Origin of the sequence: Streptomyces sp. NPDC005492 (genome assembly GCF_040605995.1) — a bacterium.
Taxonomy (GTDB): Bacteria; Actinomycetota; Actinomycetes; order Streptomycetales; family Streptomycetaceae; genus Streptomyces.
Map to the genome: position 1 here is coordinate 38760 of NZ_JBEXDX010000003.1, position 19649 is coordinate 58408.

Below are 19649 nucleotides of genomic sequence, written 5' to 3' on the forward strand. Positions count from 1 at the left end.
ACGGGGGGCGCGCTGGACACCTGTTTTCTACGCCGCCCCCAACTCCTCCGCCATAGCGGCCCGCAGCCGCAACGTCGTCACCAGCCGCTGGAACGCCTCCGCCCAATAACCCCCCGCCCCCGGCGCCGCGTCCTCCGACTCGTCCGGCACCGCCAGCAACCCGTCGAGCCGACTCGCCTCCGCCGGGTCGAGACACCGCTCGGCCAGCCCCATCACCCCACTGAAGCTCCATGGATAACTCCCCGCGTCCCGCGCGATGTTGAGCGCGTCCACCACAGCCCGCCCCAGCGGCGCGGCCCACGGCACCGCGCAGACCCCGAGCAGTTGGAACGCCTCGGACAGCCCTTGTGCCGCGATGAACCCGGCCACCCACTCGGCCCGTTCGTCCCCGCCCAACGTGCCCAGCAGCTTGGCGCGTTCGGCCAAGGAGACCGCTCCCGGTCCGCCCGCCTCGGGTGCCGACGGGGTGCCGAGCAGCGCCCGGGACCACGCGGCGTTCCGCTGCCGCACCGCAGCCCGGCACCACGCGGCGTGCAGTTCGCTCCGCCAGTCGTCCGCCACCGGGAGCGCCACGATCTCCCTGGGCGTACGCCCGCCGAGCCGCCGCTCCCAGGTCCCGAGCGGTGTCGCCTCCACCAACTGGCCGAGCCACCAAGAGCGTTCACCCCGTCCCGTCGGAGCCTTGGCGACCACACCGTCCCGCTCCATGCCCGGGTCGCACTCGTGCGGTGCCTCGACTACCAGGCCCGGTTCCGCGCTTGTGCGGTCGACGGCCACGCAGGCCGACGCCCGGACCGCCATCCGCGCGGCGAGCGCCGAGTCCGGGAGCGCCGACAGCAACTCCGCCGCCGTGGCCCGTACGTTGCGGCTCCGGTCGGCCAACGCCTGCTCAAGGAACGGCTCGTCCTCGGCCGTGAGGCCCGTCCGCAGCGAGTCGAGGAACATCAGCCGGTCCTCCGCGCGCTCCGTCGTCCAGGTCGTAACGAGCAACTCGCGTGCGGCAGAGGGTCGTTGCGCGCGTATCGCCGCGAGCAGGGCGACCCGCTCGGCGAACAGACCCTCCTGCCACAGTTGTTGGACGCCGTCCGAGTCGTCGAGGTCCGGCAGGGCCGCGCCGCCGCCCGGTGTCGCGCGCAGGGCGAACCGCCAGTCCGGGTTCAGCCGGGCCAGCCACAGCGCGCGCGGGCCCGCGAACTCCAGCGCCGCCGGCCGCAGATCCGTACGCCCCCGGGCCGCGTCCAGCAGTGCGGGCAAGGCCTGGACGGGCGCGGCGAAACCGCGTGCGTTGGCCGCCGCGAGCCACTGGGGCAGCAGTTCCATGAGATCCGGTGAGGTGCCCCTACGGCCCCCGCCGCCCGCACCGGGACGGTCGGCCAGAAGCATCGCCAGCCTGCGGGCCGCCGCCGCGGGCAGCGCCGGACGCGCGTCGGGCGAGGCCGGCTCCGGGCGCTCCGCCGCCCGCGCCGGACACAGCCCCGCCCGCCGCCGTACGGTCTCCACGGCCGCCGCGTCCAGCAGCGCCACGGGTGCGTCCTGGCCTTGGGCGTGCCCCGGAGGTGTACGGCGGTCCGTGCCGAGCAGTGCCGTGGTGACGAGCTCTTCCCAGTCGCCCGCGGCGGAGGTGCTGTTCATGCGGTGCCTTTCCGTCGAGTTCGTGGGTGCGCTCAGCACAGGGACACCGGCTCTCCGGTCCCCTCCGGCCAGGCCGTCAGCGGGGTGAAACCCCGGTGGCCCAGCTCGCCGAAGACCTTGACCGGGGCGCCTCCGGAGAGGGCGACCAGTCGCCACAGGCCGGGACGGGAGCAGGCGGCCGGGGTGAGCGGAAGCGCCGAGTCCGTGTCGGCGTCCGCCAGTTGCCAGGAATCGCCGTCCGGGGTCGGTACGACCTGGTCCAGCGTCACAGGGACCGCGTCCAGCCACGGGTCGTGTCGCAGCGCCTCCCCGTAGTGGGCGGCGGCCCGCGCCGTCGTCACCCCCTGCGGCCGTACCGTCGTGGGAGAGGGCGGCGCGAACTGCTCGCCCAGGGCAGCCCGGAGCTGCCCGGCGCCCGGGAACGCGGACACCTCCGCCCCCAGGGCCAGCCCGACGGGCAGCGCCAACTCGGGGGCGCGGCCCGCCGCGCCGTAGGAGAGGAGCAGGCTTGTGCGGCCCGACTCCGTGCCGTACAGCCATATTCTTCGTGTCGTCAGTTTCGCGTCCGCCGTGTCGTACTGGGCCAGGACCAGCCAGTGGTCGCGCAGGGGCGGGCCGTCCGCCGAGCCGGAGAGGCCGACGCGGGAACGGACCGTCGCCGCCAGCTCGTCGGGCAGGCGCTCGCGGCGCAGCCAGGCCTGGTCGAGGAGGTGGAGCAGGGCGCACTCCTCCAGCAGCCGGACCGGCCAGCCGGGACCCGATGCCGGGATCGCCCCCAACTCCCTTGCCCGCGCGGCCAGTCCGGGAGCCTGCGCGTCGACCATACGGGCCGCGGTCTCCTCCCACAGCGCGTACCCCGACTGCTCCGCCGAGGCCAGGCCGGTGCGCAGCAGGTCCGTCAGCCGCTGCTCCAACTCCGCAGCGCCCGCGGTGATCCGCTCGGCCCGGCGCTCCGCCCTGCGCCGCGCCGCCTCCGGATCAGCGGCGGACGGGGAACCGGACGCGCCCGCCGCCCGTTTCTCCTCCGACCGCTTGCGCCGTCCCGCCAGCCACTCCTCGGCCCAGCCCGGCGCCTGCCCCGGCGGCACCGCACCGTCCTCGCCCGCCCACAACAGCAGCAGTCCCAGCGCGTGTTTGCACGGGAACTTGCGGCTCGGACAACTGCACTTGTACGCCGGCCCCGCGGCGTCCGCGATGTCGATGACCGTCTGATACGGCTTGCTGCCGCTGCCCTTGCACAGCCCCCACATCGTCCCCTCGTCAGAACTGCCCGCCTCGGACCACGGCCCCGCCGCCCCGAGCTTGCTTCCCGCTTTGCGTGACGCTGCGTCAGGCGCCAGTGCCAGCACCTGGTCAGCCGTCCAGCGCACCCCCTGCTGAGTCATGACATCGAAGGTAGATCCCGGCACTGACAATCGGTCCGCGAGCAGTCCGACGGGCGGCCTCCCGCAGACGTTTCCGCAGGTCAGAACGGATTGTCAGTGGCGTGGTGCACGGTGGACACCAGATCCGAACCGGCCGAGCTGGAGGGGGCCTCAGCCATGACTGTGTCCGTAGAAACCACGCCCGAGCGCGAGCACGAGAGCGCGCCGAACGAGGCGCTGCGCCCGCACGCCGAGGACGCCTTCGCGGCCGAACTCGCCGCGCTGGCCGCGCAGGACGACCGGCCGCGCCCGGTCCGCTGGAAGATGTCGCCGTGGGCGGTCGCCACCTATCTGCTCGGCGGCACGCTGCCGGACGGCACGGTGATCACACCCAAGTACGTCGGCCCGCGCCGCATCGTCGAGGTCGCCGTCACCACCCTCGCCACCGACCGCGCACTGCTGCTGCTCGGGGTGCCCGGCACCGCCAAGACCTGGGTGTCCGAGCAACTCGCGGCAGCGGTCAGCGGCGACTCGACACTGCTCGTGCAGGGCACCGCCGGCACCCCGGAGGAGGCGATCCGCTACGGCTGGAACTACGCGCAGTTGCTCGCCAACGGCCCGAGCCGCGACGCCCTCGTGCCCAGCCCCGTCATGCGGGCCATGGCCGAGGGGATGACCGCGCGCGTCGAGGAGCTGACCCGCATCCCGGCCGACGTACAGGACTCGCTGATCACGATCCTCTCCGAGAAGACGCTGCCCATACCGGAGTTGGGGCAGGAGGTGCAGGCGGTCCGCGGCTTCAACCTGATCGCCACGGCCAACGACCGCGACCGCGGGGTCAACGACCTCTCCAGCGCCCTGCGCCGCCGTTTCAACACGGTGGTGCTGCCGCTGCCGGAGAGCGCGGACGCCGAGGTCGAGATCGTCGCGCGCCGCGTCGACCAGATCGGCCGCTCCCTCGACCTGCCGTCGGTGCCCGAGGGCGTCGACGAGATCCGCCGGGTGGTGACCGTCTTCCGCGAGCTGCGCGACGGCATCACGGCGGACGGCCGGACAAAGCTGAAGTCGCCCAGCGGCACGCTGTCGACGGCCGAGGCGATCTCCGTCGTCACCAACGGCCTTGCCCTGGCCGCCCACTTCGGCGACGGACTGCTGCGGCCGGGCGATGTCGCCGCGGGCATCCTCGGCGCCGTCGTCCGCGATCCGGCCGCCGACCGGGTCATCTGGCAGGAGTACCTGGAGGCGGTCGTCCGGGAGCGCGACGGCTGGAAGGACTTCTACCGGGCCTGCCGCGAGGTGAGCGCGTGAGCGGGGCAGGGGGCCCCGGTCGATTCGGCGGACCGGTCGACGACGACACCACATGGAGCTGGATCCGAAGGGGAGGGGGACGAAGTGAGCGGAGCTGAGCCGCTGTTGCTCGGGGTGCGGCACCACGGCCCCGGTTCGGCGCGGGCCGTGCGGGCGGCGCTGACGGCGGCCCGGCCGCGGGTCGTGCTGATCGAGGGGCCGCCCGAGGCCGACGCACTGATCCCGCTGGCCGCCGACGAGGACATGCGGCCGCCCGTCGCCCTCCTCGCCCACGCCGTGGACGAACCGGGCCGCTCGGCCTTCTGGCCGCTGGCCGAGTTCTCACCGGAATGGGTCGCGATCCGCTGGGCCCTGGAGCACGAGGTCCCGGCCCGCTTCATCGACCTCCCGGCCATCCACACCCTGGCGTGGGGGAAGGGCGCGGAGGACGAGCCCACGGGGGAGGCGGAGGAGTCGGAGCCGACCGCCGAGTCCGCAGCCGACGTCCGTGTCGATCCCCTCGCCGTGCTCGCCGAGACCGCCGGGTACGACGATCCCGAGCGCTGGTGGGAGGACGTCGTCGAGCACCGGGGGGTGGGGGAGCGGGACGCGTTCGCGCCGTTCACCGCGCTGGAGGAGGCCATGGGGGCGCTGCGCGAGACGTACGGGGTCGGCGGGCACGACCGGGACCTCGTGCGCGAGGCGTACATGCGGCTCCAAGTGCGGGCGGCGCAGCGGGAGTTCGAGGACGGCGTGGCCGTGGTCTGCGGGGCCTGGCATGTGCCCGCGCTGCGACAGCGGACGGCCGTCGCGGCGGACCGCGCACTGCTGAAGGGGCTGCCCAAGGTCAAGGCCGATCTGACCTGGGTGCCGTGGACTCACCGTCGGCTGTCGCGGGCCAGCGGGTACGGCGCGGGCATCGACTCGCCGGGCTGGTACGGCCATCTCTTCAGCGCGCGGGACCGGCCGATCGAGCGGTGGATGACCAAGGTGGCGGGGCTGCTGCGGGAGGAGGACCGGATCGTCTCCTCGGCCCATGTCATCGAGGCCGTACGGCTGGCGGAGACCCTCGCGGTGATGCGCGGCCGTCCCCTGCCGGGGCTCGGTGAGACCACCGACGCGGTGCGGGCGGTGCTGTGCGAGGGCTCGGACGTCCCGCTGTCGCTGGTGCACGACCGCCTCGTCGTCGGGGATGTGCTGGGCGAGGTGCCGCCGGGCGCGCCCGCCGTGCCGTTGCAGCGCGACCTGGACCGGTCGCAGCGCAGGCTGCGGCTCAAACCGGAGGCGCTGGAGCGGGAGTTGGAGCTCGACCTGCGCAAGGAGACCGACGCCGGGCGGAGCAGGCTGCTGCACCGGCTGCGGCTGCTGCGTATCGAGTGGGGCGAGCCGGTCGCCTCGCGGGGGAGCACGGGTACGTTCCGGGAGACGTGGCGGCTGCGCTGGGAACCGGAGTTGGCGGTGCGGGTCGCCGAGGCGGGCGTGTGGGGCACCACCGTGCTCGCCGCGTCGACCGCCAAGGCGGAGGCGGACGCCGTCGGGGCGCAGAGCCTCGCCGACGTCACCGCACTCGCCGAGCACTGCCTGCTGGCCGAACTGCCCGACGCGCTCCCGGTGGTGATGAAGGTCCTCGCCGACCGCGCGGCCCTCGACGCGGACGTCGGCCACCTCGCCCAGGCCCTGCCCGCCCTGGTCCGTTCCCTGCGCTACGGCGATGTACGCGGCACCGACACCCAGGCGCTGACAGAGGTCGCCGCGGGCCTCGCCGAGCGGGTCTTCGTCGGCCTGCCCCCGGCCTGCGCAGCCCTGGACACGGACGCCGCCGAGGAGATGCGGCGGCATGTGGACGCGGTGCACGGGGCGGTGGCCCTGCTGGACGACGTCCCCGGATCCGGGCACGGCGACGCTGCCGGTCACCGGTACCTGCGTGACCGCTGGCGTGCCGTGCTGCGGACGCTCGCCATGCGGGACACAGTGCCGGGGGTCATCCGTGGGCGAGCTGTGCGACTTCTGCTGGACGAGGGGGAGTTGGAGGCGGACGAGGCGGCGCGGCTGATGGGGCTGGTGCTTTCGCCCGGGACGCCGCCGGCGGACGCGGCCGCGTGGATCGAGGGCTTCGTCGGCGGCGGGGGCGGGCTGCTCCTCGTACACGACGAGCGCCTGCTCGGGCTGGTGGACGCGTGGCTGACCGGGGTGCCGGCGGAGGCGTTCACCGATGTGCTGCCGCTGCTGCGGCGCACGTTCTCGTCGTACGAACCGGGGGTGCGCCGGACGCTCGGGGAGTTGGTGCGGCGCGGGCCGGGGAAGGGGATGGGGGTGACGGCGACGGCTGCCGGGGTACCAGGGTTCGGCGCGGAGCTGGACGCCGGGCGCGCGGACGCGGTGGTGCCGGTACTGCGGCTGCTGCTGGGGCTGGACGAGATGGCGGGGAACACCGACAACGAGCTTGCGGGGGTGGCGGGATGACGACGAGTGGCGGCAGGCAGGGTACGAGGCCCGGGGAGAAGGCTCAAGCGGCGGGTGCCGGGCGACGGGCCGAGGACCGCCCGGCGACGTCCGTGCGGGTCGTACCGCTGTGGGAAGGGCTGAGCAAGGGGGTGCGCGGATGACGACCGAGGCGGTCGGTGTCAGCGGGGTCGCGGACCCGGGCCAGGAGAGGTTGCGGCGCTGGCGGCTGGTGCTCGGGGGCGATACGGCCGACGGCACCGGGTGCGAGCTGTCCGGGCAGGACGTCGCGATGGACGGGGCGCTCGCCGCGCTGTACGGCAGAGGGGACAAGGGGCGGCCGGGGAAGGACCGTTCGGCGGGGCTCGGGGCGTCGGCGCCGTCCGTCGCGCGCTGGCTCGGGGACATCCGGACGTACTTCCCGTCCTCCGTCGTCCAGGTCATGCAGCGCGACGCCATCGACCGGCTCGGGCTGTCCACGCTGCTCCTCGAACCGGAGATGCTCGAGGCGGTGGAGGCCGACGTGCACCTCGTCGGCACGCTGCTCTCCCTCAACAAGGCGATGCCGGAGACCACGAAGGAGACGGCGCGGGCGGTGGTGCGCAAGGTCGTCCAGGACCTGGAGAAGCGGCTGGCCACCCGCACCCGGGCCACCCTCACGGGCGCCCTGGACCGCAGCGCCCGTATCAACCGGCCGCGCCACCAGGACATCGACTGGAACCGCACGATCGCGGCCAACCTCAAGAACTACCTGCCGGAGTACCGGACGGTCGTGCCCGAGCGGCTGATCGGATACGGGCGCGCGTCCCAGTCCGTGAAGAAGGAAGTGATCCTCTGCATCGACCAGTCCGGGTCGATGGCGGCGTCCGTCGTCTACGCCTCCGTGTTCGGGGCGGTGCTGGCGTCCATGCGGTCGATCAACACCCGGCTCGTCGTCTTCGACACGGCGGTCGTCGACCTCACCGACCAGCTCGACGACCCGGTGGACGTGCTGTTCGGGACACAGCTCGGTGGCGGTACGGACATCAACAGGGCGCTCGCGTACTGCCAGTCGCAGATCACCCGGCCCGCGGAGACGGTGGTCGTGCTGATCAGCGACCTCTACGAAGGGGGGATCCGCAACGAGATGCTCAAGCGGGTCGCGGCGATGAAGGCGTCGGGGGTGCAGTTCGTGACCCTGCTCGCGCTGTCCGACGAGGGCGCGCCCGCCTACGACCGTGAACACGCCGCCGCGCTCGGTGCGTTGGGGGCGCCGGCGTTCGCGTGCACCCCCGACCTGTTCCCGGAGGTGATGGCCGCGGCGATCGAGAAGCGGCCGCTGCCGATACCGGACACCGTGTGACGAACGGGCTTGGGGGACAGGGGGGTTGCGCGTCCGAGGGCGGCTCGTGCAAGTATCGACGCCTCATGAACTGGCCGACCCCCCTGCCCGCTGCCGCTCTGCGCGTGACGCGCACGGCGGTTGGGCGGCGTGCGCTGCAACTGGCGCTGCTGGTGGGCGGGTTGTTCGCGCTAGGCCTCCTGTGCGGAGGGCAGGCGCAGGCGGCGGAGGGGGTTCCGGGGCAGCAGCCGGGGATACCGGTGGTGGCTTCGGTGGTGAAGTCCCTCCCCGTCCCGGTGCAGGTCCCGGTGCGGGCCCCGGCGCAGGTCCCCGTTCTCGCTCCGGTGCTGGCTCCGGTCTCGGACACCGTGGAGCGGGTCGTGCGGCCCGTGAGCGACGTGGTGGAGAAGACGGTGACCGAGGTGCTGACCAAGGCACCCACGACGTTGCCCTCACTCCCCAGCGCGCCGACCCAGCCGGTCCAACCGACTCAACCGAGTCAGCCGGGGCTTCCCGTGCAGACGTCTCCGGCGCACACGATGCCCGCAGCGCATACGGCGCCAGCCCCGACTCCTAAGGCCGACTCGGCTCCGGCTCCCGCCGACGTGACCGTCGACGCCTCCCATGCCTCGTACGGACCGCATCTCGTCGCCGATGTCGCGGTTGCCGTACCGCACCACCCCGACGCGCATCGCGCGAGGTCCGGGCCCGCGCCCACGCACCAGGCGCCGAACGGCGACCTCGACGGCGCGCTGCGCAACCAGTCGGCCGTGGACAACGGCACCTCGCGGCACTGTGACGCGCACGCCGTGACCTCGGAGAACCCCGTGCCCGTGCGATTCGTGCCCGGTGTCGCCGCGCGTGTGGACGCGGCCGAGACTCGGGACAGGTACCGGGACATTCCGGTTTTCCCAGGTTAGACAGCCCCCCTCCCGGCAGGTGGCCTGCGCCCAGAGCGCACGGGCCGCACGCAATGTCTGCACACGGACCGGCCGCGCGGTGGGAACCGCGACGGGCCGTCCGGCGCCGGGAGCAACCGACTCCGTGAGGCAGTGACCCCGGACGGTCGAAAGCCATCGGTTTGTCCGGGGTGAATCCCACGGTATAGGCGGAAAGATTCTCATTGGGGTGGGAATCATCCGCCCCGCACCCCTAAGGGGTCGTACAAGGGACCTCACTGGGCCGACCCCAGCCCAGTGAGGTCCCGCACGAACGATCCGTCCACGGCACTCCGTGTCACGGAATCCGGCATCATGTGACAGGTATCACCGCTCAGGTGTGACCCTCGATTTAGGGGCCCCCTGCAACCAGCGATAACCTGCGAGACGGACATGCCGCGCGCTCGGTCACCGTGTGCGCCTCCCTTGTGACAGCGGACGTCACGTTGCCCTTCGCGGCACGCCCACGCATCCAACGAACCGCGAGATCACTGAGGACGGAAGCGCGTGGACCTGTTCGAGTATCAGGCGAGGGACCTCTTCGCCAAGCACGATGTACCGGTGCTGGCCGGTGAAGTCATCGACACGCCTGAGGCGGCCCGCGCAGCCACCGAGCGGCTCGGTGGCAAGTCCGTCGTCAAGGCCCAGGTGAAGGTCGGCGGCCGCGGCAAGGCCGGTGGCGTGAAGCTCGCCGCCACCCCGGACGAGGCCGTCGCGCGTGCGACGGACATCCTCGGCATGGACATCAAGGGCCACACGGTCCACAAGGTGATGATCGCCGAGACCGCGCCCGAGATCGTCGAGGAGTACTACGTCTCGTACCTCCTCGACCGCACCAACCGCACCTTCCTCGCCATGGCGTCCGTCCAGGGCGGCGTGGAGATCGAGGTCGTCGCGGAGGAGAACCCCGAGGCCCTCGCGAAGGTCCCGGTCAACGCCAATGAGGGCGTCTCCATCGAGAAGGCCCGTGAGATCGTCGCGCAGGCGAAGTTCCCGGCCGACGTCGCCGAGCAGGTCGCCGAGATCCTGGTGACGCTGTGGGACACCTTCGTCAAGGAGGACGCCCTCCTCGTCGAGGTCAACCCCCTCGCGAAGGTCGCCGACGGCCGTGTCATCGCCCTCGACGGCAAGGTCTCGCTGGACGAGAACGCCGAGTTCCGCCAGCCGGAGCACGAGGCGCTGGTCGACCACGCCTCCGCCAACCCGCTCGAGGCCGCCGCCAAGGCGAAGAACCTCAACTACGTCAAGCTCGACGGCGAGGTCGGCATCATCGGCAACGGCGCGGGTCTCGTCATGAGCACCCTCGACGTCGTCGCGTACGCCGGTGAGGCGCACGGCGGGGTCAAGCCCGCCAACTTCCTCGACATCGGCGGCGGCGCGTCCGCTGCCGTGATGGCGAACGGCCTGGAGATCATCCTGGGCGACCCCGACGTCAAGTCGGTCTTCGTCAACGTCTTCGGCGGCATCACCGCCTGCGACGAGGTCGCCAACGGCATCGTGCAGGCGCTGCAGCTCCTCGCGGACAAGGGCGAGGAAGTCACCAAGCCCCTCGTCGTCCGCCTCGACGGCAACAACGCCGAGCTGGGTCGCAAGATCCTCTCCGACGCCAACCACCCGCTGGTCCAGCGCGTGGACACCATGGACGGCGCGGCCGACAAGGCCGCCGAGCTCGCGGCTGCGAAGTAAGGGAAGAGGGACAGACACAGCCATGGCTATCTTCCTCACCAAGGACAGCAAGGTCATCGTCCAGGGCATGACCGGCTCCACGGGCATGAAGCACACCAAGCTCATGCTGGCCGACGGCACGAACATCGTCGGTGGCGTCAACCCGCGCAAGGCGGGCACCACGGTCGACGTCGACGGCACCGAGATCCCGGTCTTCGGCACGGTCGCCGAGGCGATCGAGAAGACGGGCGCGAACGTATCCGTCCTCTTCGTACCGCCGGCCTTCTCCAAGGCCGCCGTGGTCGAGGCGATCGACGCCGAGATCCCGCTCGCGGTCGTCATCACCGAGGGCATCGCCGTCCACGACTCGGCCGCCTTCTACGCGTACGCCGTGGCCAAGGGCAACAAGACCCGGATCATCGGCCCGAACTGCCCCGGTCTCATCACCCCGGGCCAGTCGAACGCCGGCATCATCCCGGGCGACATCACCAAGCCGGGCCGCATCGGTCTGGTCTCGAAGTCCGGCACGCTGACCTACCAGATGATGTACGAGCTGCGGGACATCGGCTTCTCGTCCGCCGTCGGCATCGGTGGCGACCCGGTCATCGGTACGACGCACATCGACGCGCTCGCCGCGTTCGAGGCCGACCCCGACACCGACCTGATCGTGATGATCGGTGAGATCGGCGGCGACGCCGAGGAGCGGGCCGCGGACTTCATCGCGAAGAACGTGACCAAGCCGGTCGTCGGTTACGTCGCGGGCTTCACCGCGCCCGAGGGCAAGACCATGGGCCACGCCGGCGCCATCGTCTCCGGCTCCTCCGGCACGGCCGCCGCGAAGAAGGAGGCCCTTGAGGCCGCCGGCGTCAAGGTCGGCAAGACGCCGACCGAGACGGCGAAGCTGGCGCGCGAGATCCTGGCCGGCTGAAGCAGCATCGCCTGAACGTGCAAGGGCCCGCACCTCCTCGGAGGCGCGGGCCCTTACGCATGCTCACCTCGCCTCACCTCGGCTCGGGCATCATCCGCTCCGGCCCGCTCGTCATCCCGCTCCGCAGCTTGTCCCGCAGTTCCACCTCCGCGTCCGACAGCGCCCCCTGCACCACCCGCGGCGGCACTCCCTCCACCCGCTGACTCAACGGCACCGGTGGTTCGTAGTGCGTGGGCGCGGTCCGCAGCGTGAGGGTCGTGGTGCCGATGACGGCGGCCGTCAGCGCGATCGCGGCCCGGGTCCAGAACTGGGTCCGGCGTTCGCCGACGATCCGCACCGTCGGCGGCTTGGCCGCGCGCAGCCGCTCCGTGGAGGCCAGTTCGGTCAGCCGTCGGTGCAGTTCGGCCGGGTCCGACAGTTCCGGGAGGTGCGCGGCGATCGCCTCGCGCGCGTTCAGCAGCCGGTTCGCGGCGGCCGGCGTGCTCGACTCCGTCTCCGCCGCGGTCTCCGCGAGCCCGAGCCCGACCCCGTCGTAGAGGAGGAGCGTGCGGCGGTACGACGGCGGGAGGCGCAGGAGTGTGGTCAGCAGGGCGCGGTCGGCGGTGTCGGGGGGCGGGGGCTCCGGGTGTCGGTATCTGGGGCGGAAGCGGTGCCAGGGGGAGAGGGCGTGTTCGTACGCCATCGCGCGCACCCAGCCGGCCGGGTCCCGGTCGACCGCTACCTCCGGCCAGCGCTCCCAGGCGACCTGGAAGGCCCGCTCCACGGACTCCCGCGCCAGTTCACGCCGCCCGGTCAGCAGATAGGCCTGCCGTACGAGGGCGGGTGCGCAGAACGCGTAGAGCGCGTCGAAGGCCTGAGCGGGCGTCAGGGGCGCGCGGGGTGGTTCCTCGATCGACAGGGGCACGAGTACGGGCTCGGATGCAGGGGTGTCCACCCCCTTGACCAGCGACACCACCTGGGCCGGTGGCTTCTGCTGAGGCTCCGTCACCGTCGCTGGAGGGAGCGGGGTTGCGGACTTCTGCGTCACCGGGCGCCCCTTCGTGCGAAAAAGTACATAAACGTATATTGAGCGACACTTCGGAGGTTCGCCTGTTACGACGGAAAAGCGCGTGTCGTTGGGAGCATGGCGGGCGTGATGCCGATGACCCACCGCCGACCGTCGTTGTCGCCCCTGCTCTCCCGGATGCGCGACCGATCCCCCGGACTGGGCGCCAGCCTCCTGGGTGGCGCGGTCGCGGCGGGGCTCGGGCTCGGTTCGTTCGCCGCGCTCGTGATGGTGCTGTGGATCAGCTCGCCGTACCCCGACAGCGGGCCCGGCGGTGCCCTGCACATGGCCGCCGCGCTCTGGCTCCTCGCGCACGGCGTCGAACTGGTCCGCGCCCACACCCTCTCCGGAGTCCCGGCCCCCGTGGGCGTCACCCCGCTGCTCCTGCTCGCCCTGCCGGTGTGGCTGCTGCACCGGGCGGCGCGCGACGCGGTGTTGGGCGGGGGAGACGCCGGCGACGCCACCGACATCCCACCGGTGCCGGCCCGCACCGCCTGGACCGGCGTCGCCCTCGGCTACCTCGGCGTAGGCACCGCCGCCGCCCTCTACGCCTCCGGCGGTGAACTCTCCCCCTCCTGGGGCTGGACGGCCATCTGCCTGCCGCTGCTCGCCGCGGGCGCGGCCGGGTCGGGCGTGTGGACGGCGTACGGGCGCCCGAGCGAACCGGTGTTGAGCGTGCTGATCCTGCTGCCGGCCGGGCTGCGGCGGCTCGTCCTCGGCCCGGAGGCGAGCGTGTCCCGGGCCCGGATCGGTACGGCCGCGCGTGCCGCGGGACTCGGCACGGCGGTGCTCGTCGGAGGTGGTGCGCTGCTGCTCGGGGGGTCCCTGGTCTGGCACGGCGGCGCGGCCCGGACGTCCTTCCTCCAGTTGACGGAGGGGCTGTCGGGCCGGTTCGCCGTCGTGCTGCTCTGCATCGCGCTGATCCCCAACGCGGCGGTGTGGTCCGCCTCTTACGGCCTCGGCCCCGGCTTCGCGCTCGGCGTCAGCCACACGGTCGCGCCGCTCACCTCGGACCCGGCCCCCCTCCTCCCGCCGTTCCCCCTCCTCGCGGCGGTCCCGGACGCGGGCACCGGAACCCCACTGAACTGGCTGGCGGGGCTGGTGCCGTTGGCGGCCGGGGTGACGGCCGGTTGGTTCGTGGCGCGGGTGGCGGCGGGTCAACGGGGCGACGGCGAGGGCGAGTTGAAAGCCACGAGCGGCTCACGAGGTGCGACAACTCCGGTGCCGGACCCCTGGCCGCTGGGCCGTACCGCCGCCACCGCCCTGCTCGCCGCCGTCCTGTGCGCCGTGGCGCTGGCGCTGCTCGCGGAGTTGTCCGGCGGCCCGCTCGGGGGCGCCGCGCTCGCCCGGTTCGGGCCGGTGTGGTGGCAGACCGGAAGCGCGGTGCTGGGCTGGATCGCGGTGGTGGCGGTGCCCACGGCGGTGGGGGTGAGGGCCTGGCGACTGCGGGCACCCCGGGTGCCGAGGGCGACACCGGCACCGGCACCGGCACCGACACCTGCGCCTGCGCCTGCGCCTGTGGTGGGGGACCCGGGACGGCGCTGGTTCCGGAGGCCGTTCACGGTCGTCCGGGGCTGGTTCACCCGCAAGCCGAAGGAGACGCCGATGCCCGTACCGGTGCAGGCCTCCGTCGAGCAGCCGTACATCGCCTACGACCGCGACCCCACGTTCGACCCGTACGACTTCCTGCCTGTCGACGTACCGCCGGAGCCCTCGCCCACCCCCTGGTACGACAACGCCTCCCGCGAGGACCGCTGGGCGGCCTTGAGGGAGGCGTCCACTCCACCGGAACAGTCGGACGAAGCCGGGCCGCCCGAGCCGAACTGACCGACGCAGTCCGTCAGTTGGCGGTGCCCAGCAACCCCCGCAGATCCTTCGGGAGCAGTTGGTTGCAGGACTGCTTGGCCTCGTTGGTGAGGGCGTCGTTGGCGCAGGTGTAGTAGTCGCTGTAGGCGAGCTGCGCGGCGAACATCGCGGCGACCAGGGCGATGGCGAGGACCGCGGTCACCACGCCGCTCACCGCCGCCGTCGTCTGCGGGCGGGCCTGCGCCTCGGGCACGGCCGGGGTGTCCGGGTCGGTGGGGCCGGACTTGGCGCGCAGGGCGCTGCCGCCCCAGTACAGGGCCAGCGCGCCGAGCAACAGGGCCACGTACGGCCAACTGAAGAGGGCGAAGAAGAAGGCCCACATACCGCTCAGCAGGGAGTAACGGGCGTGGCGCTGGACCGGGTCCGTCGGGTCCCAGCGCATGCCTCCCTGGCCGGGACCGCCGTTGCCCGGGCCCTCGGGACCGCCCTGTCCGGTGGGGCTGCCGGGCCGCTGGCCGAAGCCGCCCTGGGAGCGCCCCGGCTGCTGGTCGCTCCACTGGCTGCCCCACGGCGAACGACCGCCGTCACCCTGCGGGGCGTCGTCACCGTCGCGACCCTCCGGGCGCCGGGGCTGCCACGGCCGGTCCGGGGCGTCCTCGGGCGGCGGCGCGAACGGGTTGTCGTCCTGCCCCGCACCGCTCTTTCCCTCCGAGGGCGCGTCGGGCGGCGAGGAGGGCCGCTCTCGGAGCAGCACCGACTGCGGGGGGAACGTGAGAAGTCGCAGACTGCGGTCCGGCATCAAATGAGCGTCTTCCCCTTGATGGATACGTCTTGGTGGATACGTCTGGTGGATACGTCTCCGACATGAGCTGACACGAGCTGTCGCTTCGTGAACGTGCCGTACGGCAGCCGCGTTCCCGAACCCGCTCGCCCCAGACGCTACCTTCCGGCCACGCCCCCGTCCCGTGGGGGCTGTCCGGTGTGCCGGTATCGTTGCTGACGGTCGGCCGCTTCGTAGACTTCCCCGTATCCCGGGGCGCGAAGCATTCGTATGAACGCACGAGTGGACGCACGAGTCGGCCGTACTGAAGACGCTCCCCCGAGAAAGGGCCCCGCCGTGGCCGCCAAGCCCGTGGCCAAGCGCCTTGTCGTGCTGGTCTCCGGATCCGGTACGAATCTGCAGGCGCTCCTGGACGCCGTCGAGACCGTCGGTGTCGAGGCGTACGGGGCCGAGATCGTGGCCGTGGGCGCGGACCGGGAGGGCATCGAGGGCCTCGCCCGTGCCGAGCGCGCCGGGCTGCCCACCTTCGTGTGCCGGGTGAAGGACTTCGCCACCCGCGAGGAGTGGGACGCGGCGCTGACCGCGGCGACCGCCGCGTACGAGCCCGACCTGATCGTGTCGGCCGGGTTCATGAAGATCGTGGGCAAGGAGTTCCTCGCCCGCTTCGGCGGCCGGGTCGTGAACACGCACCCCGCCCTGCTGCCCAGTTTTCCGGGAGCCCACGGCGTACGGGACGCGCTCGCGTACGGCGCCCGGGTCACCGGCTGCACCGTCCACTTCGTCGACGACGGCGTCGACACCGGGCCGATCATCGCTCAGGGCGTGGTCGAGATCCGGGACGAGGACGACGAGAGCGCTCTGCACGAGCGCATCAAGGAAGTCGAGCGAACGCTGCTCGTCGATGTCGTGGGGCGGCTCGCCCGCAACGGCTATCGCATCGAGGGACGAAAGGTAGTTATCCAGTGACCGCCGAGAGCAACAAGCGGGCCATCCGTCGCGCGCTGGTCAGCGTCTACGACAAGACCGGCCTGGAAGAGCTGGCGCGCGGCCTGCACGAGGCCGGCGTCGAGCTGGTCTCCACCGGGTCCACCGCCGGGCGGATCGCCGCCGCGGGTGTCCCCGTCACCAAGGTCGAGGAGCTGACCGGCTTCCCCGAGTGCCTGGACGGACGGGTCAAGACCCTGCACCCCAAGGTGCACGCCGGCATCCTCGCCGACCTGCGCCTGGAGAGCCACCGGCAGCAGCTCGACGAGCTGGGTGTGGCCCCCTTCGACCTGGTGGTCGTCAACCTCTACCCGTTCCGGGAGACGGTCGCCTCGGGCGCGTCCCCCGACGAGTGCGTGGAGCAGATCGACATCGGCGGTCCGTCGATGGTGCGTGCCGCTGCCAAGAACCACCCCTCGGTCGCCGTGGTCACCAGCCCGGCCCGGTACGCGGACGTGCTCAGCGCCGTGGGGACCGGCGGGTTCGATCTCGCCACCCGTAAGCGGCTCGCGGCGGAGGCCTTCCAGCACACGGCGTCGTACGACGTGGCGGTGGCGAGCTGGTTCGCGAGCGCGTACGCGCCCGTGGACGAGTCGCAGTTCCCCGACTTCCTCGGCGGCACCTGGGAGCGGGAGAACACCCTTCGCTACGGCGAGAACCCGCACCAGCCGGCCGCGCTGTACGTGTCCGCCGACGGCGGTGGGCTCGCGCAGGCCGAGCAGTTGCACGGCAAGGAGATGTCGTACAACAACTACACGGACACGGATGCCGCGCGCCGGGCCGCGTACGACCACGCCGAGTCCTGTGTCGCGATCATCAAGCACGCCAACCCGTGTGGCATCGCGGTCGGTTCGGATGTCGCCGAGGCGCACCGCAAGGCCCACGCGTGTGACCCGCTGTCGGCGTTCGGCGGGGTGATCGCGGTCAACCGGCCGGTGTCGAAGGAACTGGCCGAGCAGGTGGCCGAGATCTTCACCGAGGTCATCGTCGCGCCCGACTACGAGGACGGCGCGCTGGAGATCCTCGCCAAGAAGAAGAACATCCGGGTGTTGAAGGCCGCGGGCGCTCCGACGAACCCCGTCGAACTGAAGCCGATCGACGGCGGAGTGCTGCTCCAGGTCGCCGACCGCCTCCAGGCCGACGGCGATGACCCGGCCAACTGGACGCTGGCGACGGGCGAGGCGCTGTCCGCGTCCGACCTCGCCGACCTCGCCTTCGCCTGGAAGGCCTGCCGCGCGGTGAAGTCCAACGCGATCCTGCTCGCCAAGGACGGCGCCTCGGTCGGCGTCGGCATGGGCCAGGTCAACCGCGTGGACTCCGCGAAGCTGGCGGTCGAGCGGGCGGGCGAGGAGCGGGCACGAGGGTCGTACGCGGCCTCGGACGCCTTCTTCCCCTTCCCTGACGGCCTGGAGGTCCTCACCGAGGCCGGCATCAAGGCCGTGGTCCAGCCCGGCGGTTCGGTCCGCGACGAACTCGTCGTCGAGGCCGCGAAGAAGGCGGGCGTCACGATGTACTTCACGGGGACGCGGCACTTCTTCCACTAGGTCACCGTGGTGGTTGGGACCCGTCGTCGGCGGGTCCTGGCCGTCGGCCTCGTACTGCCCCGCCTCGTGAGGTACCGCAGCTCCTCGCCGAGACGGGCGTCAAGGCCGTGGTGCGGTCCGCTTCCTCTACTAGGTCGCCGGGGTGGGTGGTTGGGACCCTCGTCGGCGGGTCCTGGCCGTCGGCCTCCCACTGCCCCACTCTCGATGAAGTACCGCAAGTTCTCATCGAGGCTCGCGTCAAGGCCGTGGTCCAGCCGGGCGGTTCGGTCCGCTTCTTCCGCTGGGGCGCCGGGGTGGTGGTGGGGACTCGCCCCCGGTGGGTCCTGGCCGTCGGTCTCGTATTGCCCCGCCTCGTGAGGTACCGCAGGTCCTCGTCGAGGCGGGCGTCAAGGCCGTGGTGGAGCCGGGTGGTTCGGTCCGCTTCTTCTATCAGGGCATCGGTGCGGTGGCTGGGACTAGCCGTCGACCTCGTACTGGCCCACCTCGATGAAGTACCGCAGCTCCTCCGGAGTTCCGTCGATGACCTGTTCCGCTGCCGCCCGGAGGGCCGTGCTGATGGTGGGGTCGGCCAGGATGCGGAAGACGGCGACTCGGTCGTCCTCGGCCTGGGCGAGGCGGTAGCCCGTCTTGAGGAAGGTGCGGAGGTCGTCGACCGTGCCGTCGAGGGCCTTGTTGGCCTCGCGGGTGACCGCCTTGCCGGAGTCGGGGTCCGCCAGGATGCGCAGGACCGCTATCCGCAGGTCGTCCTCGGACATGGTGTCCACCGTCGTCGGGTCGACGGGGGAGTAGGCGGCCACGACGGTGGTCGTCGTTGTCGCGTCGGCCGCGTGCGCCGGTGCGGCGAGCAGGAGGGCCGGGGTGACGGCGGTGGCCGCGAGGAACAGCGCGGCTCGGCGGGTGGGTCTCACTGGTGAACCTGCCTTCGGAGAGCGGGACTTGGAATGAGCGGTGATCGTCGCACCGCCGGGTTCCAGGAGTCATTGCCGCGTGCAGGCAGTGTTGTGGGGGCCGTTGCTGCCGTGGAAACGCCTCGGGGCCGTATCACCACCTGGTGACACGGCCCCGAGGCGTGAGTGCGTCCTACTGGGTGCGGATCACGATCGAGCCGATGATCTTGTCCGCGAACGTCTGACGCTTCGCGTCCCAGGCCGGCCACAGCCAGCCCAGGTAGCACGCGATGGAGTCGACGAAGTGGGCGAGGCGGCGGACGAAGGCCATGCCGACGCCGAGGGGCTGGCCGTCGCTCTCGCGGACCAGGCGGATGCCCAGGGCCTTCTTGCCGACGGTCTGGCCGGTCTTGCCCTCCTGGATGAGCTGCCAGATGGCGAGGCCGAGGATGAGGACGGCGCCGATGCCCGTCAGCACCGCGTTGCCGCGGCCGACGATGATCAGGATGTACGGCACCAGGAAGACGAGGCCGTCGACCAGCGTGCCGAGGAAACGCTGACCCCAGTTCGCGTACGGCGGGGTGGCGCCGTAACCGGCCTGCGCGTAGCCGCCGGGGTAGCCGGGCTGCTGCGGGTAGCCGTAACCCTGCTGCGGGACACCCTGGGGAGCTCCCTGAGGGGCGCCCTGCGGGTAGCCGTAGCCCGGCTGGCCCTGGGGCTGGCCGTAGCCCGGCTGGGGGTTCTGGGGTTGCTGCCCGTAGGGGTTGTTCGGGTCGTAACTCATGGCGGGTTTTCCTCCGTTGGCAATGCGGGGACGATGCGGATTGCGCGGAGGTACGTCACGAGATGAGCGGTTTGCCCCCCAACACCTACCGCAGTACTGCGCCGTTCATCGTTCTCTTCGTGACGAGATTTTGTCCAGCGGCATTCCATAGGTGTTGTGTAAGTGCAACATCAGTGATCATGGCCATACACCCCGGGTGTACCCGGATTGGAACCCGGGGGGCGTCATCCGGGAGGATGGG

General features: G+C 72.1%; 15 protein-coding genes. 9 read left to right on the plus strand and 6 right to left on the minus strand.

Annotated features, from left to right (window positions below; translation table 11 throughout):
- Nucleotides 1-27: 27 nt before the first annotated feature.
- The gene (locus tag ABZT04_RS05250) at nucleotides 28-1632 is read right to left on the minus strand and encodes a DUF5691 domain-containing protein (protein WP_356053159.1); all 1605 of its coding nucleotides are present in this window, start codon (nucleotides 1630-1632) and stop codon (nucleotides 28-30) included.
- Between the two features lie 32 nt (nucleotides 1633-1664).
- Nucleotides 1665-3017, minus strand: coding sequence for an SWIM zinc finger family protein (locus ABZT04_RS05255; protein ID WP_356053161.1), 1353 nt, complete (start codon nucleotides 3015-3017; stop codon nucleotides 1665-1667).
- A 156-nt stretch (nucleotides 3018-3173) separates the two neighbouring features.
- Between ABZT04_RS05255 and ABZT04_RS05260 the strand changes: the two genes are divergently transcribed.
- The 6 genes from ABZT04_RS05260 (at nucleotide 3174) to sucD (ending at nucleotide 11577) form a co-directional block, all read left to right on the plus strand.
- Nucleotides 3174-4304, plus strand: a complete 1131-nt coding sequence (locus ABZT04_RS05260; protein ID WP_356053163.1) for an AAA family ATPase — start codon at nucleotides 3174-3176, stop codon at nucleotides 4302-4304.
- An 84-nt stretch (nucleotides 4305-4388) separates the two neighbouring features.
- Nucleotides 4389-6746 carry a DUF5682 family protein gene (locus ABZT04_RS05265; protein ID WP_356053165.1) on the plus strand — a complete coding sequence of 786 codons (2358 nt, stop codon included), beginning with the start codon at nucleotides 4389-4391 and terminating at the stop codon, nucleotides 6744-6746.
- A gap of 139 nt (nucleotides 6747-6885) precedes the next feature.
- Entirely contained in the window at nucleotides 6886-8067 is a 1182-nt protein-coding gene (locus ABZT04_RS05270; protein ID WP_356053167.1) for a VWA domain-containing protein, read from the plus strand.
- A gap of 65 nt (nucleotides 8068-8132) precedes the next feature.
- On the plus strand, nucleotides 8133-8966 hold the full coding sequence (locus ABZT04_RS05275; RefSeq protein WP_356053169.1) for a hypothetical protein: 834 nt from the start codon (nucleotides 8133-8135) through the stop codon (nucleotides 8964-8966).
- A 525-nt stretch (nucleotides 8967-9491) separates the two neighbouring features.
- Nucleotides 9492-10670, plus strand: a complete 1179-nt coding sequence (gene sucC / locus ABZT04_RS05280; protein ID WP_356053173.1) for an ADP-forming succinate--CoA ligase subunit beta — start codon at nucleotides 9492-9494, stop codon at nucleotides 10668-10670.
- Between the two features lie 22 nt (nucleotides 10671-10692).
- A complete protein-coding gene (sucD, locus tag ABZT04_RS05285; RefSeq protein WP_355923795.1) occupies nucleotides 10693-11577 on the plus strand; it encodes a succinate--CoA ligase subunit alpha in 885 nt (294 codons plus the stop codon).
- A gap of 73 nt (nucleotides 11578-11650) precedes the next feature.
- Here sucD and ABZT04_RS05290 read toward each other — a convergent pair whose 3' ends face one another.
- Complete coding sequence (locus ABZT04_RS05290; RefSeq protein WP_356053175.1) at nucleotides 11651-12604, minus strand: RNA polymerase subunit sigma-24; 954 nt, start codon at nucleotides 12602-12604, stop codon at nucleotides 11651-11653.
- A gap of 96 nt (nucleotides 12605-12700) precedes the next feature.
- On the opposite strand from ABZT04_RS05290, the gene ABZT04_RS05295 reads away from it, so the two are divergent.
- Entirely contained in the window at nucleotides 12701-14449 is a 1749-nt protein-coding gene (locus tag ABZT04_RS05295) for a DUF6350 family protein (RefSeq protein ID WP_356053177.1), read from the plus strand.
- A 13-nt stretch (nucleotides 14450-14462) separates the two neighbouring features.
- Here the strand turns inward: ABZT04_RS05295 and ABZT04_RS05300 are convergent, their stop codons facing one another.
- On the minus strand, nucleotides 14463-15227 hold the full coding sequence (locus tag ABZT04_RS05300; protein WP_356053179.1) for a hypothetical protein: 765 nt from the start codon (nucleotides 15225-15227) through the stop codon (nucleotides 14463-14465).
- A gap of 318 nt (nucleotides 15228-15545) precedes the next feature.
- Here ABZT04_RS05300 and purN point away from each other — a divergent pair, with 318 nt between their 5' ends.
- Nucleotides 15546-16175, plus strand: coding sequence for a phosphoribosylglycinamide formyltransferase (purN, locus tag ABZT04_RS05305; RefSeq protein WP_355923803.1), 630 nt, complete (start codon nucleotides 15546-15548; stop codon nucleotides 16173-16175).
- Nucleotides 16172-17737: a bifunctional phosphoribosylaminoimidazolecarboxamide formyltransferase/IMP cyclohydrolase gene (gene purH / locus ABZT04_RS05310; RefSeq protein ID WP_356053181.1), complete on the plus strand. Its 1566-nt coding sequence runs from the start codon at nucleotides 16172-16174 to the stop codon at nucleotides 17735-17737. The genes purN and purH overlap by 4 nt, the downstream gene beginning before the upstream one ends.
- 455 nt (nucleotides 17738-18192) lie before the next feature.
- Here the strand turns inward: purH and ABZT04_RS05315 are convergent, their stop codons facing one another.
- Complete coding sequence (locus ABZT04_RS05315) at nucleotides 18193-18645, minus strand: ALF repeat-containing protein (RefSeq protein ID WP_356053184.1); 453 nt, start codon at nucleotides 18643-18645, stop codon at nucleotides 18193-18195.
- A gap of 172 nt (nucleotides 18646-18817) precedes the next feature.
- Nucleotides 18818-19408: an RDD family protein gene (locus ABZT04_RS05320; RefSeq protein ID WP_356053186.1), complete on the minus strand. Its 591-nt coding sequence runs from the start codon at nucleotides 19406-19408 to the stop codon at nucleotides 18818-18820.
- Nucleotides 19409-19649: the final 241 nt, after the last annotated feature.